The sequence below is a fragment of the Cohnella baijiui genome (assembly GCF_020731285.1).
Lineage (GTDB): Bacteria > Bacillota > Bacilli > Paenibacillales > Paenibacillaceae > Cohnella.
The window spans coordinates 1-17,622 of the sequence record NZ_JAJFOW010000066.1 but is presented as its reverse complement, the minus strand read 5'-3'; the positions used below and the strand labels follow the sequence as shown (position 1 = coordinate 17,622).

At 60.6% G+C, this 17,622-nt stretch carries 16 protein-coding genes; all 16 read left to right on the top strand.

Annotated elements, in window-relative coordinates; translation table 11 throughout:
• Nucleotides 1-502 precede the first annotated feature (502 nt).
• The 16 genes from LKX83_RS30755 to pssA all read left to right on the top strand — a co-directional run bounded on the left by LKX83_RS30755 (nucleotide 503) and on the right by pssA (nucleotide 17,351).
• Nucleotides 503-1,540, top strand: a complete 1,038-nt coding sequence (locus tag LKX83_RS30755) for a mannose-1-phosphate guanylyltransferase (protein WP_227886906.1) — start codon at nucleotides 503-505, stop codon at nucleotides 1,538-1,540.
• 40 nt (nucleotides 1,541-1,580) lie between these two features.
• Complete coding sequence (locus LKX83_RS30750; protein WP_227886903.1) at nucleotides 1,581-1,895, top strand: hypothetical protein; 315 nt, start codon at nucleotides 1,581-1,583, stop codon at nucleotides 1,893-1,895.
• A gap of 30 nt (nucleotides 1,896-1,925) precedes the next feature.
• Nucleotides 1,926-3,110, top strand: a complete 1,185-nt coding sequence (locus LKX83_RS30745; RefSeq protein ID WP_227886901.1) for a GNAT family N-acetyltransferase — start codon at nucleotides 1,926-1,928, stop codon at nucleotides 3,108-3,110.
• 195 nt (nucleotides 3,111-3,305) lie between these two features.
• Nucleotides 3,306-3,776, top strand: a complete 471-nt coding sequence (locus LKX83_RS30740) for a CtsR family transcriptional regulator (protein WP_227886899.1) — start codon at nucleotides 3,306-3,308, stop codon at nucleotides 3,774-3,776.
• 29 nt (nucleotides 3,777-3,805) lie between these two features.
• Nucleotides 3,806-4,321 (top strand): UvrB/UvrC motif-containing protein, encoded by a 516-nt coding sequence (locus LKX83_RS30735; protein ID WP_227886897.1) that lies wholly within the window; start codon nucleotides 3,806-3,808, stop codon nucleotides 4,319-4,321.
• A gap of 18 nt (nucleotides 4,322-4,339) precedes the next feature.
• Complete coding sequence (locus tag LKX83_RS30730; protein WP_227886895.1) at nucleotides 4,340-5,404, top strand: protein arginine kinase; 1,065 nt, start codon at nucleotides 4,340-4,342, stop codon at nucleotides 5,402-5,404.
• 38 nt (nucleotides 5,405-5,442) lie between these two features.
• On the top strand, nucleotides 5,443-7,893 hold the full coding sequence (gene clpC, locus LKX83_RS30725; protein ID WP_227886894.1) for an ATP-dependent protease ATP-binding subunit ClpC: 2,451 nt from the start codon (nucleotides 5,443-5,445) through the stop codon (nucleotides 7,891-7,893).
• A gap of 177 nt (nucleotides 7,894-8,070) precedes the next feature.
• Nucleotides 8,071-8,769: a response regulator transcription factor gene (locus tag LKX83_RS30720; RefSeq protein WP_227886893.1), complete on the top strand. Its 699-nt coding sequence runs from the start codon at nucleotides 8,071-8,073 to the stop codon at nucleotides 8,767-8,769.
• Between the two features lie 13 nt (nucleotides 8,770-8,782).
• Nucleotides 8,783-9,895 (top strand): sensor histidine kinase, encoded by a 1,113-nt coding sequence (locus LKX83_RS30715; RefSeq protein WP_227886891.1) that lies wholly within the window; start codon nucleotides 8,783-8,785, stop codon nucleotides 9,893-9,895.
• 126 nt (nucleotides 9,896-10,021) lie between these two features.
• A complete protein-coding gene (locus tag LKX83_RS30710) occupies nucleotides 10,022-10,960 on the top strand; it encodes an ABC transporter ATP-binding protein (protein ID WP_227886889.1) in 939 nt (312 codons plus the stop codon).
• A gap of 13 nt (nucleotides 10,961-10,973) precedes the next feature.
• A complete protein-coding gene (locus tag LKX83_RS30705; RefSeq protein WP_227886887.1) occupies nucleotides 10,974-12,098 on the top strand; it encodes an ABC transporter permease in 1,125 nt (374 codons plus the stop codon).
• Nucleotide 12,099: 1 nt separating this feature from the next.
• Entirely contained in the window at nucleotides 12,100-13,248 is a 1,149-nt protein-coding gene (locus LKX83_RS30700; protein WP_227886885.1) for an ABC transporter permease, read from the top strand.
• A gap of 210 nt (nucleotides 13,249-13,458) precedes the next feature.
• Nucleotides 13,459-13,701, top strand: a complete 243-nt coding sequence (locus LKX83_RS30695) for a hypothetical protein (protein WP_227886883.1) — start codon at nucleotides 13,459-13,461, stop codon at nucleotides 13,699-13,701.
• Nucleotides 13,702-13,979: 278 nt separating this feature from the next.
• The gene (radA, locus tag LKX83_RS30690; RefSeq protein WP_227886881.1) at nucleotides 13,980-15,347 is read left to right on the top strand and encodes a DNA repair protein RadA; all 1,368 of its coding nucleotides are present in this window, start codon (nucleotides 13,980-13,982) and stop codon (nucleotides 15,345-15,347) included.
• 17 nt (nucleotides 15,348-15,364) lie between these two features.
• The gene (gene disA / locus LKX83_RS30685; protein WP_227886880.1) at nucleotides 15,365-16,456 is read left to right on the top strand and encodes a DNA integrity scanning diadenylate cyclase DisA; all 1,092 of its coding nucleotides are present in this window, start codon (nucleotides 15,365-15,367) and stop codon (nucleotides 16,454-16,456) included.
• Nucleotides 16,457-16,601: 145 nt separating this feature from the next.
• Nucleotides 16,602-17,351 carry a CDP-diacylglycerol--serine O-phosphatidyltransferase gene (pssA, locus tag LKX83_RS30680; RefSeq protein WP_227886878.1) on the top strand — a complete coding sequence of 250 codons (750 nt, stop codon included), beginning with the start codon at nucleotides 16,602-16,604 and terminating at the stop codon, nucleotides 17,349-17,351.
• The last annotated feature ends 271 nt before the right edge of the window (nucleotides 17,352-17,622 follow it).

Sequence of the window (17,622 nt, the reverse complement as noted above, 5' to 3'; positions counted from 1 at the left end):
GTTTTTGGCGTTTCAGGCAGGTTTCGCATGAATTTGTGGTATTTTTGCATCTATTACGCTCGATAGGCCATTGTGGCGCTGGATTAGTGGTACAAATGCAACTAAATCAATTTTGAGCTCCCGACGAGGCTTTTGTTGTCTGGGCAAGGTTAGTTGTAAATCTGCCTCTATTTCCGCCCGAACAACCGCGAATCGGCCCCTTTAGTTGCAAACAAACAACTAAAGGGGCCGGTTTTTTGCGAAATGACCGTTCAGTCCGTTCAGTCCCTTCCGATTTTTTGGCCGCGCCGGTAGCGCAGATGAAGCCGTAATTCGGTCGAAGCCGCCCGGTAGGCGATCGAACTCATTTTGGCCGGGCGTGGTCAGCCGTCCAAGCCGTGCGGGCGGGCCGTCCATACAATGTTCCAGCATAAGGCAGGCAGGTGCGACCGTTCGGCGACGACGGGACTGCGAGGGTCACTGCACCCGTGAGCCGGCGACCATCGTCGGGAGGGGAAGAAGGATGAACATCGTCATCATGGCCGGCGGAAAAGGATATCGCCTTTGGCCGTACAGCGCGGGAGGCAGGCCCAAACAATTTCTCGCGCTGACCGGGGAGGAGACCATGCTGCAGCTTGCGTACCGGCGTTTGGTCAGACTCCTATCGCCGGATCGGGTATATATAGCGACGGCAGCATCGTACCTTCCACTGATACGGGAGCAATTGCCCGAGCTGCCGGCCGAACGCATGATCGTTGAACCGGTACAGCGGGATACGGGGCCTTGCGTGGCGCTCTCTGCACTGCACTTTTTGCAGCGGGGGGACAACGACGTGCTCGTCACGATGCCATCGGATCAGCACATCCCCGATATGGACGCGTTGGTCGCCGCTCTGCGACAAGCGGAGCGAGTCGTGGGGAACGATCGCTCGATCGCAATGCTTGGCGCCATGCCGACGCGTCCGGAGACGAATTACGGATACATGCAGGTGGATAGGAACGGTCCGGTAGATGGAGCGTATCGAGTCGCCCGCTTCATCGAAAAGCCGGACGCGCAGCGTGCGGCGGCGCTGAGCGCGGCGCCGGACACGTACTGGAACTGCGGGATTGTCGCCTGGCGACCGTCAACCGTTGCGGCGGAGATGCAAGACCACCAGCCGGAGATGTGGAACCGGCTGGCGAGCGCGGGCTCCGATTGGGAGTCTGTCTATGCAAGCCTCCACAAGATTTCGGTCGACTACGCCATCTTGGAGAAGGCATCGCGCGTCTATGCGATCCCGGTGTCGTTCGAATGGGACGACATGGGCCGATGGACGTCCCAAGAGCGCGTACGGGAGCCGGACGCGCAAGGCAATGTCGCGTTGGGAGCCGTCCGATTCGCCGATTCGTCCGGTAATCTAATTGTAAGCGAGCAGGTTCGTGCGATCGTAATCGGCGTGCAGGACCTTATCGTCGTCTCGACGCCGAACGGGCTGCTCGTTTGCCACAAGTCCAAGGAAGGTCTCTTGAAGTCGCTCGTACAGCAGCTCGAGCCGGAGGAAAGGGAGGAATCGGCAGAATAAAGCGTCGGTGTAGGGGCATTTCGGGATTTGTCGGCAGCCAATGACAGCCTATTTGCTGTCAGGCAGGCTTCAAGGCGATTATCAGAGAATCGATCTGAACGGCAAAGTCCAGATCGTCTGCCCTGGAGCTTGCGAGCCGGTAGAGCCCGACGAGACGCCGATCCGCGATACGACGCGTTTCGGCCTGCAAATGGATTTGTACGCAAACGTTCAGTCGCGTAGGCTGGTATCCGTAGTCACGTTCAAAATCCGCCAAGCGGATCGTCGAGGTCGGGAAAGAGCTGGGACGATGCGGCGCCGGCTAGCCGAGATTGCGGAGAGCGGACGTGCAGAGAGGCCCGACTTTCCGGTATGATGGAGGAAAAAGAAAAGAGGTCCTCCTGCGATGATCATCCGTCAGTTAACTACCGAACATTTCGACGAACGCATCGCCTTGTCCGAATTTGCGTTTCAATACCAGATGCCGCCGGAGCGGCGGGAGCAGGAGCGGGAGCGGTTCCGTCCGGAAGAGTGCTGGGGCGCCTTCGACGAGTCGGGCCGACTCCTGTCCGGCCTGTACCTGCTGCCGCTCGAAGCCTGGGTACAGGGCCGGAAGCTGAGGATGGGCGGCGTCGCCGGCGTGGCCACCTGGCCCGAAGCCCGAAGGCACGGCTGCGTCAAGCAACTGCTCATCCATACGCTCGGCATCATGCGCGAGCAGGGGCAGACGATCAGCATGCTGGCGCCGTTTTCCTTTCCGTTCTATCGTAAATTCGGCTGGGAGATGACGGTGACGCGCAAGCAGTACGAGATCGAAAAAAGTCACTTCCCCAAGCGTGCGGAAGCTTCCGGGACCGTGGAGCGCGTGGCCAAGGACACGGCGATCGTCGCGCCGGTCTACGCGCGGTACGCGTCCCGCTACACCGGACCGCTCGTCCGCGACGAAGAATGGTGGGACCGCCGAAGATGGAACAAGCCCGGTCTGGTCGCCCTCTACCGCAACGGAAACGGAGAAGCGGAAGGCTACATATGCTATCGCGTGGAAAATCGGATCATGACCGTGGAGGAATGGGTGGAGCTGAGCGACGAAGCGCGCCGGGCGCTCTGGAACTTCGTCCTCAATCACGACTCCATGATCGACAAGATGACGGTCACGATGCCAATCGACGACGAACTGCCCTTTCTCCTGCCGGAGCCCCGCATCAAGCAGGAGCTGAAGGCGTATTTCATGTCGCGGATCGTTGACGCCCCTGCCTTGGTCGGCCTCTACCCGTTTCAAGAGGGGCCAGACGGGGAACGTCTGACGCTGCGGCTGTCGGACGCCGAGGCGCCGTGGAACGACGGCTTGTTCGAAGTCGTCTTCGGTTCCGGAGGCGAAGCCGTCATGAAGAGGTTGGCCGGATCGGAAGTGCCCGAGGCCGATCAAGCGGACGCATCCTGCGACATCCAGACACTGGCTGCGATGCTGCTCGGCGACCGTCGCCCCTCTTGGCTGGCGAGCGTCGGCAGGCTGTCCGGACGCGAGGAAACGATCGCCGCTTTGGACCGCCGAATCCCCGTCCGCTCCACGTATCTGATGGACTTCTTCTGAATAAAGCCGATGTGCCGTCCCCATACTAGGTAACAGCAGGACGCGGATCGCGATTTTGGCGGACGGCACTTGGCAAATGAGGTAAAAGTGGTTATAATATGATTAAAGTCAAAGAAAGTCAAAGTCAGATACCGGAGAAGACGCTCTTCCGGCGTCCGGCCTGACCGAGCCATTCTTGCGGAAAGGGGGCTCAACATGCGCAACATCTCGGATTTGATCGAGCATTACTTGAAGCAAATCCTGCACAATAGCGACGGAAGCGCGATCGAGATCCAACGGAGCGATCTGGCGGAGAAGTTCTCTTGCGTCCCGTCGCAGATCAATTATGTGATCAGCACGCGCTTCACCCTCGAAAAAGGGTATTACGTAGAGAGCAAGCGCGGCGGCGGCGGATACATCCGCATCCAGCGCGTCGACCTGCCTTCGCTCGAAGCGGTGCAGCGGCATATCCATCAGACGATCGGCGAGCAGATCGACCAGACGGCGGCGGAAGGCTTGATCTATCAGTTGGCGGAATCGCGCTTTTTGACCGCGCGGGAAGCGAGGCTGCTCAAAGCGGCCGTCTCCCGGGATTCGCTGGCGCTGAAGCTGCCGCTGCGGGACGAGATCCGGGCCAAGTTGGTGAAGGCCATGCTGCTCGCGCTGCTGACCGATAGCCGCGCCTAGCAGCGGACATCCGAAAGGAGGGGATCCCCATGCAATGTCAGGAATGCGGCAAGCGGCCGGCCACGCTTCATTTTACGAAGATCGTGAACGGCGAGAAGGCGGAACTCCATATTTGCGAATCCTGCGCGCGGGAGAAAGGGGAGCTCATCCCCGGGACACCCAGCGGTTTCTCGATCCATAATCTGCTCTCGGGCTTGATGGATTTCGAACCTGCCGGCGCGTCGGGGACCAAGGCCGCGCCAACGCTGCGCTGCGAGAAGTGCGGCATGACGTATTCGCAATTCGGCAAGCTCGGCCGGTTCGGCTGCAGCCACTGCTACAAGCAATTTTCCGAGCGGCTTGACCCCCTGCTGAAGCGGGTACATGGTAATACGGTACACGTCGGCAAGGTGCCGAAGCGGGCGGGCGGCAAGGTGAAGACCAAGCGGGAGATCGACCGCCTGAAGAAGGAAATGCAAGGGCGGATCGAACGCGAGGATTTCGAGACGGCCGCTCAGCTGCGCGACCGCATCCGCGAGCTCGAGACGGAGATCAGCAACGGGTAAGGAGGGGAGGCGGTACCCATGTCGAATCACAAATTTGCCGAACAAGCGTTAAGTCCTTGGATGAGACGCGAAGGCCCCGATCAGGACGTCGTGCTTAGCAGCCGGGTCCGGATCGCGCGTAACCTGCGCAGCTATCCGTTTCCGATCATGGCCACGCCCGAGCAATCCCTCGCCGCGATGGAGCAGCTGCTCGGCGTGGCCGAGAGCGGAAGGCTGAACGGATTGGGTTCGCTGGAGCAAGTCAGACTGTCCGAATTGACGGAGCTCGCGAAGTTGGTGCTCGTTGAGAAGCATCTCATCAGCCCGGCGCTCGCGAACGACTCCCGCAACGGCGCCCTCATCCTCGGTCACCACGAAGACGTCAGCATCATGATCAACGAAGAGGATCATCTGCGCATCCAGTGCTTGCGCCCCGGCTTCCAGCTGCGAGAGTCCTGGGATTGGGCGAGCAAGATCGATGATATTTTCGAAGAGGGTGTCGACTACGCCTTCGACGAGAAGTACGGCTTCCTCACGAGCTGCCCGACCAATGTCGGCACGGGCATCCGGGCTTCGGTGATGATGCACCTGCCCGCGCTTGTCCTGACCGGGCAGATCAACCGCATCCTGTCTGCCGTCACCCAAGTCGGGTTGGCCGTGCGGGGACTGTACGGGGAAGGCAGCGAAGCGACGGGCAACCTGTTCCAGGTGTCCAACCAGATCACGCTGGGCCAGTCCGAGTCGGAGATCGTCGACAACCTGCACGCCGTGGCGCGCCAGATGATCGAGCACGAGAAGGCCGCCCGCACGAAGCTGATGGCGGAGTCCCGAGCCCGGATCGAAGACCGCGTGAAGCGCTCGTTCGGCATTCTGTCCCACGCCGTCATCATCGATTCGAAGGAGGCGTCGCAGCGTCTGTCGGACGTGAGGCTTGGGGTCCATCTGGGTCTGCTGCCGACCGTCGAACCCGAGACGCTGAACGAGCTGCTCGTCTCGACGCAGCCCGGGTTCCTACAGATGACCTACGGCGAAACGCTCGAGCCGGAGCGCCGGGACATGGCCCGGGCGGAAATGATCCGCACGAGACTGGAAACGCAAGCCTAAATCCACTATTCTTAACTTTATAGAGGAGGTGTCGTCTCATGATGTTCGGAAGATTCACCGAACGCGCACAGAAGGTTCTGGCTTTGGCACAGGAAGAAGCGGTGCGCCTGGGACACAATAATATCGGTACGGAGCATATCCTTCTCGGTCTTATCCGCGAAGGGGAGAGCATTGCCGCCAAGGCGCTCATCGCCCTGGGGCTCGGCCTGGAGAAGATCCAGGACGAAGTCGAGTCGCTGATCGGTCGCGGCCAGGAGCAGCCGACCAATATTGCCTACACGCCTCGCGCGAAAAAGGTCATCGAGCTGTCGATGGACGAAGCGCGCAAACTCGGACACACGTACGTGGGCACGGAGCATATCCTGCTCGGCCTCATCCGCGAAGGGGAGGGCGTCGCCGCCCGCGTGCTGAACAACCTCGGCATCAGCCTGAACAAGGCCCGCCAGCAAGTGCTGCAGCTGCTGGGCAGCAGCGAGAGCGTCTCGCAAAACCACGGCCCGTCGAACAACGTGAGCACGCCGACCCTCGACGGTCTGGCGCGCGACCTGACGGCGAGCGCCCGCGACGGCAACATCGACCCCGTCATCGGCCGGTCCAAGGAAATCGAGCGCGTCATCCAGGTGCTCTCCCGCCGTACGAAGAACAACCCGGTTCTCATCGGCGAGCCCGGCGTCGGCAAGACGGCGATCGCGGAAGGGCTGGCGCAGAAGATCGTCAACAACGAAATTCCCGAAACGCTCCGCGACAAGCGCGTCATGACGCTCGACATGGGCTCCGTCGTCGCCGGCACCAAGTACCGCGGCGAATTCGAGGACCGCTTGAAAAAGATCATGGATGAGATCCGGCAAGCCGGCAACGTCATCCTGTTCATCGACGAGCTGCATACGCTTATCGGAGCGGGCGGCGCCGAAGGCGCCATCGACGCCTCCAACATCCTGAAGCCGGCGCTGGCGCGCGGCGAGCTGCAGTGCATCGGCGCGACCACGCTGGACGAATACCGCAAGTATATCGAGAAGGACGCCGCGCTCGAGCGCCGCTTCCAGCCGATCAACGTCGATCAGCCTTCGCCGGACGAGGCGATCCAGATCCTGCACGGCCTGCGCGACCGGTACGAGGCGCACCATCGCGTGAAGATTACCGACGAAGCGATCGAAGCCGCGGTGAAGCTGTCCGACCGCTATATCACGGACCGCTTCCTGCCGGACAAAGCGATCGACCTGATCGACGAGGCGAGCTCCAAGGTTCGCCTGCGCTCGTACACGGTACCGCCGAATCTCAAGGAGCTCGAGTCGCGCCTGGAGGACATCCGCAAGGAGAAGGACGCGGCGGTGCAGAGCCAGGAGTTCGAAAAGGCGGCCGCCCTGCGCGACACCGAGCAGAAAATCCGCGAAGAGCTCGACCTGACGAAGAACCAGTGGAAGGAAAAGCAAGGCCGCACCGACTCCGAAGTGACGCCTGACGACATCGCGCAAGTCGTCGCCAGTTGGACCGGCATCCCGGTCGTGAAGCTGGCGGAAGAGGAGACCGAGCGTCTGCTGAACATGGAAGAGATCCTGCACGACCGGGTCATCGGCCAGGACGAAGCCGTCAAGGCCGTGTCCAGAGCGGTGCGCCGTTCCCGTGCAGGCCTCAAGGATCCGAAGCGTCCGATCGGTTCGTTCATCTTCCTCGGGCCGACGGGCGTCGGCAAAACCGAGCTCGCCCGCGCGCTCGCCGAGGCGATGTTCGGCGACGAGAACGCCGTTATCCGCATCGACATGTCGGAGTACATGGAGAAGCACTCCACGTCCCGCCTCGTCGGGGCGCCTCCCGGATACGTCGGCTATGACGAGGGCGGCCAGCTGACGGAGAAGGTCCGCCGCAAGCCGTACTCGGTCGTTCTGCTCGACGAGATCGAGAAGGCCCACCCGGAAGTGTTCAACGTGCTGCTTCAAGTGCTGGAGGACGGCCGTCTGACCGACTCCAAGGGCCGCACCGTCGACTTCCGCAACACGCTGATCATCATGACGTCCAACGTCGGCGCCGAACAGATCAAGCGCAATTCGACGCTCGGCTTCACGGCGGCGCAGGATGCGGGACGCGACTACAACGTCATGAAGGAAAAGGTGCTGGCGGAGCTGAAAAAATCGTTCCGTCCGGAATTCCTGAACCGGATCGACGAGATGATCGTCTTCCACCCGCTGGAGGAAACGCACATCGCCCGCATCGTGACGCTGATGGCCGACGAGCTGCGCAAGCGCCTGCTGGACCACAACGTCAAGTTCGACCTAACCGAATCGGCCAAGGCGTTCCTTGCCAAAGAAGGCTACGATCCGCAGTACGGCGCGCGTCCGCTGCGCCGGGCCATCCAAAAGCACATCGAAGACCGGCTGTCCGAAGATCTGCTGCTCGGCAAGATCAGCAAGGGCGACACGCTCGTCATCGACGAGCAGGATGGCAACCTCGTGGTGAAGCCGGCCGAAGCCGAAGCGGTGCCGCATAATCCGTAATCCCGCCAAAGATTTGCCACGGCCGTCCGATCCTTTGGGATCGGGCGGCTTTTTTGGCGTGCAGGGCGATGGCGGAACATCGTCCATATTGTGCTGCGGCGCCGCGCGTGCGATAATAGGCCGCAGCAGCCGCGAGCGGGAAAACGCGCGCGGACGAGACGAACGGAGGTCCTGCCCGTGAAGATCAAAGTATTGATCGCGGACGACAATTCCTTTATCCGGGAAGGCATGAAGATCATCCTGAGCAGCTTCGACGAATTCGAGGTCGTCGGCACGGTGGAAGACGGCGCGCAGGCCGTCGACTTCTGCCTGAACGGGGAAGCGGATGTCGCGCTGCTGGACGTGCGGATGCCGAACATGAACGGCGTCGAGGCGACGCGGCAAATTTCGGAGCGCACCAAGGTCAAGCCGCTCATCCTCACGACGTTCGACGACGACGAGTTCATCCTCGAAGCCGTCAAGGCGGGGGCGCGCGGCTACCTGCTGAAAAACAACGATCCCGAACGGATCCGCGACGCGATCAAGAGCGTCTACCACGACCATCGCGTCCTGCAGGACGTCGTGCTCGACAAGCTCCGGTCCACCCTCGTCGCGGGCGATGCTCCGCCCGCCGCGCCCGCTCCGCAGGCCGCTTCTGCGGAATCGCAGGCGGCGGGGAGCAAGATCGACCGGAGCCTGTTCACAGACCGGGAGCTCGACATTATGGCGCTTATCGCCAAAGGGTTGTCCAATAAGGAGATCTCGAAGAAGCTGTTCATCTCGGAGGGGACGATCGCCAATTACATCACCTCCGTGCTGAACAAGACCGGGCTCGAACATCGCACGCAGATTGCGATCTATTATTTGACGGGCGAAGTGAAACTGCAGGAAGAATAAGGAGTTACGATCCATGGATTTCTGGACGATCGGGAACAAGGCGGGGCTCCTGTTCTACGTCATCGCGGTTACCTTTTTCGGGGACTCCGCCTATTCGCCCTGGCTCACGCTGGCCTATTTAGGTTATCTCATCCTGAATATGACGATTGCAATCTTCAAGCGGAAGCATCCTAAACAAGTCTTCATTCTCCTGTCCGCGGCTTGCACCGTATTCTGTGCGATTCGGCTGGACCCGCTGTTCACCTTGCTGCTGCCGGTCAATATCTACGAGTTCGTAGCGCTGCATGCCAAACGGCGGCGATACGCCCTCGCGATCATGGCGTTTCCGGCCTTCTTCGTGCCGCCGGAGACGCTGCCCATCTATGTCCTCACCACGTTCCTCAGCTTCCTGCTATACGCGGGCAACCGCGTGCATATGGACAGGCTGAAGGCCTATGAGGAAGAGCGGGAATCGCTGCGGGAAAACATTCAGCGGCTGACCCGTTCGCTAAACGAGAACAACGAATATATCCGGCAATCCGAATATACGATCAAGCTGGAGGAGCGCAATCGCCTCTCCCAGCGGATCCACGACGAGGTCGGGCATGCGATGGCGGGCGCCCTCATCCAGATGGAGGCATCCAAACGTCTCCTGGTATCCGACTCCGACAAAGCGTCGGAGCTGCTCCAAAACGCGATCTCCATCTCCAAGGAGGGGCTGGAACGCATCCGGCTGACGCTCAAAAATTTGAAGCCGAGATCCGAAGAGCTCGGCATCAACCGTCTCCGGCTGTTCGTGGACGAGTTGTCGGCCAAGCATGCCATCGACGCGAAGCTGACCTATGACGGGGATTTGGACGTCATCACCCCGATCCAATGGAAGATCATCCAGCAGAACGCGACCGAAGCGGCCACGAATACGCTCAAGTACGGCCAGGCGACGGAGATCAACTTCGAAGTCACGGTGCTCAATACGGTCATCAAGGCGGTCGTCGCCGACAATGGTCGCGGAGCGTCCAAAGTCGTCAAGGGCATCGGCATCGTCGGCATGGAGGAGCGGGCGGCCACGGCTGGCGGCACCGTTATCGTGGACGGCACGAGAGGGTTCAGCGTGACGACGCTCCTTCCCTACGGCAGCCGGGCGTGAATAATCTCACCCGCGCGATTCATGAAGATTCTCATACCTAAAGGATGAACTTATGCACTGACATAAGGGCATCCTTTTTTCTTACAATGAGGACATCAAACGAAAACGAAACGGGAGTGAGCGACGATGAGCAACGTTCTCGAGATTCGCAACTTGACCAAGAAATTTGGAGACTTTATTGCCGTCGACAATATGTCGCTGGCGGTGCGGGAGGGAGAGATCTTCGGCTTCCTGGGCGCGAACGGCGCGGGAAAGAGCACGACGATCAACATGATCTCTTCCTTGCTGCGCAACACGAAGGGCGAGATCATCCTGCTCGGCAAGAACATCGCGAAGAGTGCCAAGTTCGCCAAATCGAACATCGGCGTCGTTCCGCAGGATCTGGCCATCTACGAAGATATGACCGCCTACGAAAATGTGAGCTTCTTCGCCGGCCTGTACGGCTTGCGGGGGGCTCAGCTCAAGGAGCGGACGGTGGAGGCGCTCGAATTCGTCGGACTCGGCGACAAGCACAAAGCTTATCCGAAGAATTTCTCCGGCGGGATGAAGCGGCGGCTCAACATCGCGTGCGCCATCGCGCACCGGCCGAAGCTGATCATCATGGACGAACCGACCGTCGGCATCGATCCACAGTCGCGGAACTACATTCTGAATTCCGTGCGGAAGCTGAACGACATGGGCTGTACGATCATCTACACGAGCCATTACATGGAAGAAGTCGAGGAGATCTGCACCCGAATCGCGATCGTGGACCACGGCAAGATCATCGCAGAGGGTACCAAGGAGCAGCTCAAAGCGATCATCACCGATACGAAGGATATCTGGATCGGCATCAAATCGGAGGACGAGATCAAAGTCGAGCCGCTGAAGCAGATTCCGGGGGTCGCCTCCGTACGGGTCGAAGAGCACATGGTGATGATCAATTCCAAAGCCGAAGTCAACAACCTGAATCTGATCATCCAGCAGCTCATCCGCGATCGCGCGGAGATCCGCTCCGTCGAAGAGCAAGCGCCGAACCTCGAGACCGTATTCCTGACCTTGACCGGCCGAAACTTGAGGGACTAAGGAGGGACCACCCGTGACAACGATCCATATCGCCATCAAAGAGATCAAGCAGGCGCTTCGGGACAGACGGACGTTCCTGTTCATGCTGGCCTTCCCGATCGTCCTCATCCTCATCCTGGGGACGGCGCTGTCGAACGCGTTCAGCGGCAGCATCGAGCTGGGCGAGATGAAGGTGCTGTACAAGGATACCGGAGCGAGCCCGGCGCTCGGCGGCTACTGGGACGGCTTCGTGAAGGCGGTCGAAGGGGAAAACGTTCATTTCACCCCGCTGGGCAAGGATATGAACGGCCAGGAAGAAGTAAAGAGCGACAATTACGTCGCCTACGTCGAGATCGGGGACGAAGGCATCCGCTTCTATGGCAGCACTAGGAACACGATCGAAGGCAACATCGTGCAAGGGATGCTGACGACGTTCGCGCAGCGGTACAACTTGGTCGCCGCGACGATGAAGACGGACCCCGTCGCGGCTCAGGCGGTACTCGCGAACGCGAGCGCGCCGCATGACATCGTCAAGGAGACGGCGCTTCAGGCGGATAAGGCGCCGGGCTCGATCGACTACTACGCCGTCGCCATGACGACGATGATCGCGATGTACGGGGCCATGTCCGCCAGCACGCTGATTCGGGGAGAGCGCTCCCGGAACACCGCGATCCGCCTCTCGGCGGCTCCCGTCTCCAAGGCGGAGATCTTCGTCGGCAAAATTATCGGCAGCCTGTTCACGAATCTGGCCTGCGTCCTTGCGGTCGTCCTGTTCAGCAAGTACGCGTTCAAGGCCGATTGGGGCTATCACATGGGGATGGTCATCCTCGTGCTGCTGAGCGAAGTGCTGCTCGCCGTCGCGATCGGCCTCGGCCTCAGTTACCTGTTCAAGGGAGAGACAGCGCGGTCGATCGTCATGATCTTCACGCAGTTGGCTTCGTTCCTAGGCGGCGCTTACTTCCCGATCGGCCAGGACGAGAGCTTCATGGGATGGATCAGCGACTTCTCCCCGTTAAGGTGGGCGAACGTAGCCATCAACAAGATCATCTATTCGAACGAACTCGGCGCGGCGCTGCCCGCCATTGGACTCAACCTGATCGTCGCTTTCGCTTTCCTGGCGATCGCCATCATCTCCATGCGCAGACGGGAGGCGCTCTAAAATGAATGAAATCCTGTGGCTCGTACGCAAGACGCTGAGGTCGACCTTCCGCAAAAAATCGAGTTGGCTCGTCTTCTTCGGCCTTCCGCTGATCGGCATATTCGTCTCCATGCTCATCTACGGCAACTTAAGCGGCCAGACCCTGCGCGTCGGGATCGTGAACGCGGACGGCGATCAGGCGCTGACGCAAGACGCGATCCGGTTCATCCAAGGCTTGGATCAGGTCAAAGTGACGATGATGGACGAAGAGGGGCTGCGTGACGAGATCGCGGCCGGCAAGCTGGACAACGGCATCCGCTTCGGCGCCGGCTTCGCGGAGAGTCTTCAGGCGGGCAAACCCGCGGACGTGCAGGTCCTGTCGGTCAAAGGCGCGACCGTGACATCGTACGTCAGGGCCATGCTGAACGACTACCTGGGCAACGTCGCCTCCATCGCCCAAGCGACCTCCGGCGACAAAGCGGCTTTCGACCGGCTCTATGACGCCTACCTCCAAAGCAGCTTCAAGGTGAGCGCGGAGACGCTCGAAGACACCTCCAGCATCAAGTATATGACTTATCAGTCGATCGGCTTCCTCATCGCGTTCATGATGTTCTCCTCGGTGAACATGACCGAACTCATCCTGAAGGAGAAGGAGAACCGCACGTTCCTGCGCCTGCTCACCTCGCCGGTCTCGGCCAGAACCTACGTCCTGTCCAACGTAGCATTGAACCTCTTCATCATGCTGCTGCAGATCGCGGTGACCTTGTTCTTCATGAAGAACGTCTTCCACATCGACTCGGGCATCCCGACCGGCGAACTGTTCCTGGTGCTGCTCCTGTTCGGTCTCGCGGCGATCAGCCTGTCGCTGCTCATCGTCGCCTTCGCGAAGACCACCGCTTCGGCCGGCGCGCTGTCGAACCTGATCGTCACGCCGACCTGTCTGCTCGCCGGCTGCTACTTCCCGATGGATATCATGCCGGATGCCGTGAAGCGGATCTCTAACTTCCTCCCGCAGCACTGGCTGCTGGACACGATCAACAAGCTGCAGCACGGCGAGACTTTCGGAAGCTTGTACTTGAACCTCGCGATTCTGTTCGCCTTCGCCGCCGCGTTCGCGCTCATCGCGATCTACCGCTTCGGACGCAACAACGACACGCGCTTGTTCGTCTAAGCCGACGCTCGATCGGGGCGCCGCGACCACCCTGGTCCCGGCGCCTTTTGGCGCCGGACGATTAGCCCTAGGGCCGTCACCATCCGGGCGGGCGGGCCATACCCTAATAGCAGCAACGCCGGCCGGCGGACTCTCCGTGCCGGTCTTCGCCCGAGCGAGGCGAGAGGCATCGGGGAGGCGTCGCCGTCCGCCCGACGGAGGGAACCCGAAGTGAACATGAACCGCCTGAGAAGCTTTATCCGCGGACTGCCGCGACGGCCGCACCGCCGCCCCTACCGCTATCGGCCTTACCGTCCGCGGCCCTACGGCTGGCTGACCTGGCTGTTGGCTGGCGCGGGCGTCGCGCTGCTGCTGGTCCTGCTCTTCAAAGTGCTCCTCCTGCTGTTGTATATGGCGGGGTGGATCTTGTTGTTGGCCGCGATCGCCGGACTCGTTTGGTGGTGGTGGAGATAAGGACGAAGCCGCTCCGGGGGAGCGGCTATTTGCCGTATTCGGGAGCCGTGCGCGACCGCCGGCGCCGAGCGAAGAAGGTGCCGTTCGTCTTGAGAAATCTGCTTTCGCGAGCGCTGTTCGATGCAGATCAGCTCGTTCTTTTGCGAAGGGAGAGGCCTTTTTGGGCCCGAACGGGGCTAAGGACATGATTGCCAAAGTCCCAAATAGGGTAACGGGGTTTAATCGGGGTCCCCACCTATGGTACACTTTTGGTAATACCGCTTAACAAGGGGTCGTTCATGGCCAAGCTAAAAGTCAAATTCGTCTGCACGGAGTGCGGCACCGAGTCTCCGAAGTGGATGGGCAAGTGCCCAGGCTGCCACGCCTGGAACACGATGGTCGAGGAAGCCGAGACCGTCGTGAAGGCGCCGGTGGGACGGACCGAGCTCACCCGGACGAAAGAAAAAGCCCAATCGATCATACACATAGATAGTGGCCGCGAGCCGCGGATTCCGACCGGACTCGGAGAGCTGAACCGGGTGCTCGGCGGCGGTCTCGTGCCCGGCTCGCTGCTGCTCGTCGGCGGAGATCCCGGCATCGGCAAGTCCACGCTGCTCTTGCAGACGTCGCACGCGCTGACCGCGCAGGGCCTGAAGGTGCTGTACGTGTCGGGCGAGGAGTCCGTCCGCCAGACGAAGCTGAGAGCGGATCGACTAGGCGCGCTAAGCGAAGGTCTATACGTGCTGTGCGAGACGAATCTCGACCTCGTCGAAGAGGCGATCGCCCAGGTGAACCCGGACTTCCTCGTCATCGATTCGATCCAGACCGTCTACCGGCCGGATGTGCCTTCCGCCCCCGGCAGCGTCGCGCAGGTGCGGGAGTGCACCGCGCAGTTCATGCGCATCTCCAAAGGCAACGGCGTGGCCACCGTGCTGGTCGGCCACGTGACCAAGGAAGGCGCGATTGCGGGGCCGCGGCTCCTCGAGCATATGGTCGACTGCGTGCTGTATTTCGAAGGCGAGCGCCATCATTCCTACCGGCTGCTGCGCGCAGTGAAAAATCGTTTCGGCTCCACGAACGAGATCGGCATTTTCGATATGTCGGAAGACGGCCTGCGCGAGGTGACCAACCCGTCCGAGCTGTTCCTCTCCGAGCGTCCGCTCGGCGTGTCCGGCTCGACCGTCGTCGCCAGCATGGAAGGCACGCGCCCGGTCCTGGTAGAGCTTCAGGCGCTCGTGGCGCCGACGAACTTTCCGTCGCCGCGGCGGCTGTCGTCGGGGCTGGACCATCACCGGATCACGCTCGTGATCGCGGTGCTGGAGAAGCGGATGGGGATGTTCATGCAGAACCAGGACGCCTACGTCAACGTAGCGGGCGGGGTCAAGCTTGACGAGCCCGCGGCCGATCTCGCGGCGGCGGTGAGCATCGCCTCGAGCTTCCGGGATCTGCCGACCCGGCCGTTCGACGCCGTCTTCGGCGAGGTAGGGCTGACCGGGGAGGTGCGGGCGGTAACCCGCGCGGAACAGCGCGTGAAGGAAGCGCTTAAGCTCGGGTTCAAGCGGGTCATTCTCCCGGAAGCGAGCATGAAGGGATGGCAGGCGCCGGCCGGCATCGAGCTGGTCCCCGTCAAGTCGGTAGCGGAAGCCTTGAAGGCTGCATTGGAATAGGGGGTGTCGGAGCGGACATGAAGGAAACCAAAGAGAAAGAGAATCACCCGCAGGAGACGATGAACCAGCTGCTCCAGATGGTGGCGCCAGGCGTGCCGTTTCGCGACGGGCTCGAGAACGTGCTGCGCGCCAAGACGGGCGCCCTGATCGTCGTCGGCTACAGTCCGGAGGTGATGGAAGTCGTCGACGGCGGCTTTTCCATCAACTGCGATTTTAGCCCCAACTATTTGTACGAGCTGGCCAAGATGGACGGCGCGATCATTTTGAGCGAGGACGCGAAGCGGATTCTGTACGCCAACACGCAGCTCATTCCGGATTCCTCGATCCCGTCTATCGAGACGGGGATCCGGCACCGGACGGCCGAACGGGTGGCCAAGCAGACCGGCAAGCTGGTCGTTTCCATTTCGCAGCGGCGCAACATCATCACGCTGTACCAAGGCCATTTGCGCTATGCGCTGAAAGATATGGGCGTCATCCTTACCAAGGCCAACCAAGCGATCCAGACGCTCGAGAAGTATCGGGCAGTCTACACCCAGGCGCTGACCAACCTGTCCGCCCTCGAATTCGAGGAGCTCGTGACGATGCACGAGGTTGCTTACGTCATCCAGCGGGCCGAGATGGTGCTCCGTATCAAAATGGAGATCAACCGCTACGTTTTGGAACTGGGCAACGAAGGCCGCCTCATCAGCATGCAGATGGAGGAGCTCGTAGGGTCCGCCGAGGAAGAGGCGCGCCTGCTGCTCAAGGACTACGCCCGCGACGCCAGCGACGAGCGGATTCGCGAAATCCAGGGCTTGTTAAAGAAGCTGACGTCCGAAGAACTGCTGGATACGGCGCATCTCATCCGCGTGCTCGGCTACGCCTCGCTCAACTCGGTCGCCGAAGACGGCTTCCTGCCGCGGGGCTACCGGATGCTTAGCAAAATTCCCCGTTTGCCGGGCATCATCATCCATAACCTGGTCGAACGTTTCGGCGCGCTGCCGCACATCGTGCTCGCGTCGATCGAGGAGCTGGACGAAGTGGACGGCATCGGCGAAGTACGGGCCCGGACGATCAAAGAGGGCTTGAAACGCATTCAAGAACAGGTGTTTATTGACAGACAGATATAGGCGGACTACAATGGGGATTGTCGTTTTCCGGAAGTTGCCTACTATTTTCCGGCGGCGGCATGCCCTTAAAGACTTGTCCTTCGGCCGTGCATGTACTTTGTTACATATCGGACGGAATGGGCATAGTAAAGCAGAGGTGGAAACGATGATCACAAAATCCATACCGAGTTTGTTCACAGTAGGCAACTTGTTCCTGGGCGTACTCTCCATTATTATGGCGTTTAACGACCGGGCGGACGGGGCGGCTCTGCTGGTGATCATCGCCATGCTGCTGGACGGGGTGGATGGCCGCGTCGCCCGCGCGCTCAACGCGCAGAGCGAATTCGGCAAAGAGCTCGACTCCTTGTCCGACGTCATCTCCTTCGGTGTCGCACCTGCCTTTATCATGTACCAAGCCGCCTTCACCAACGTCAATCCCGCGCTGGCCTGGGTCATCACCGCGATCTTCCCGATCTGCGGCGCGCTCCGCCTCGCCCGGTTCAACGTGATCGAGGGTGTGCCCGGCTACTTCATCGGCCTTCCGATCCCGGCGGCCGGCGGCGTGTTGGCGACTTTGGCGCTTTTTCACAACGATCTTCGCGTCTCCTTGCTGCTCATCAGTACGCTCGCGCTGTCGTTCCTGATGGTGAGCAGCCTCAAATATCCGAATTTCAAAAAGCTCGGCCTGCCCAAAGCGGCGATCTGGATCGTTCCGATCGTCGTCGCGGCGGCCGTCGTGCTGGCGTTCATGTTCCCGCGGGCGATTCCCAAGTTCATTCTGGTGATGCTGCTCGTCTATGCGGTCTGGGGCTTAAAAAAAAACGTTGAGCGCATCATCCCGGGACGCAGAGCCCGACTGAGAAAGAAAAAACGGCGCGCGGACGAGGACAACTCGCATTCCGAGCACAGCGCCTGACCGGCAAGCCGCTCGCCTCTTCGGAGGCCGGGCGGCTTTTGTTTTGGGGCGGACTGACGGTGTCGGAAGCCGGCTTGGGGCGCTTGGCTAGGGAGTTATTCGGTTTTCCCGCATAACTCGCTAGCCGGATCGTCGCATACGTGGGAGTTATTCGGATAATCTGTACAACTCGCCGCGGAATACACCTAGGTGCCGGGAGTTATTCGGTTTTCCCGCATAACTCGCTAGCTGCACCGCCACATAGTCGGAGTTATTCGGAAATTCCACACTA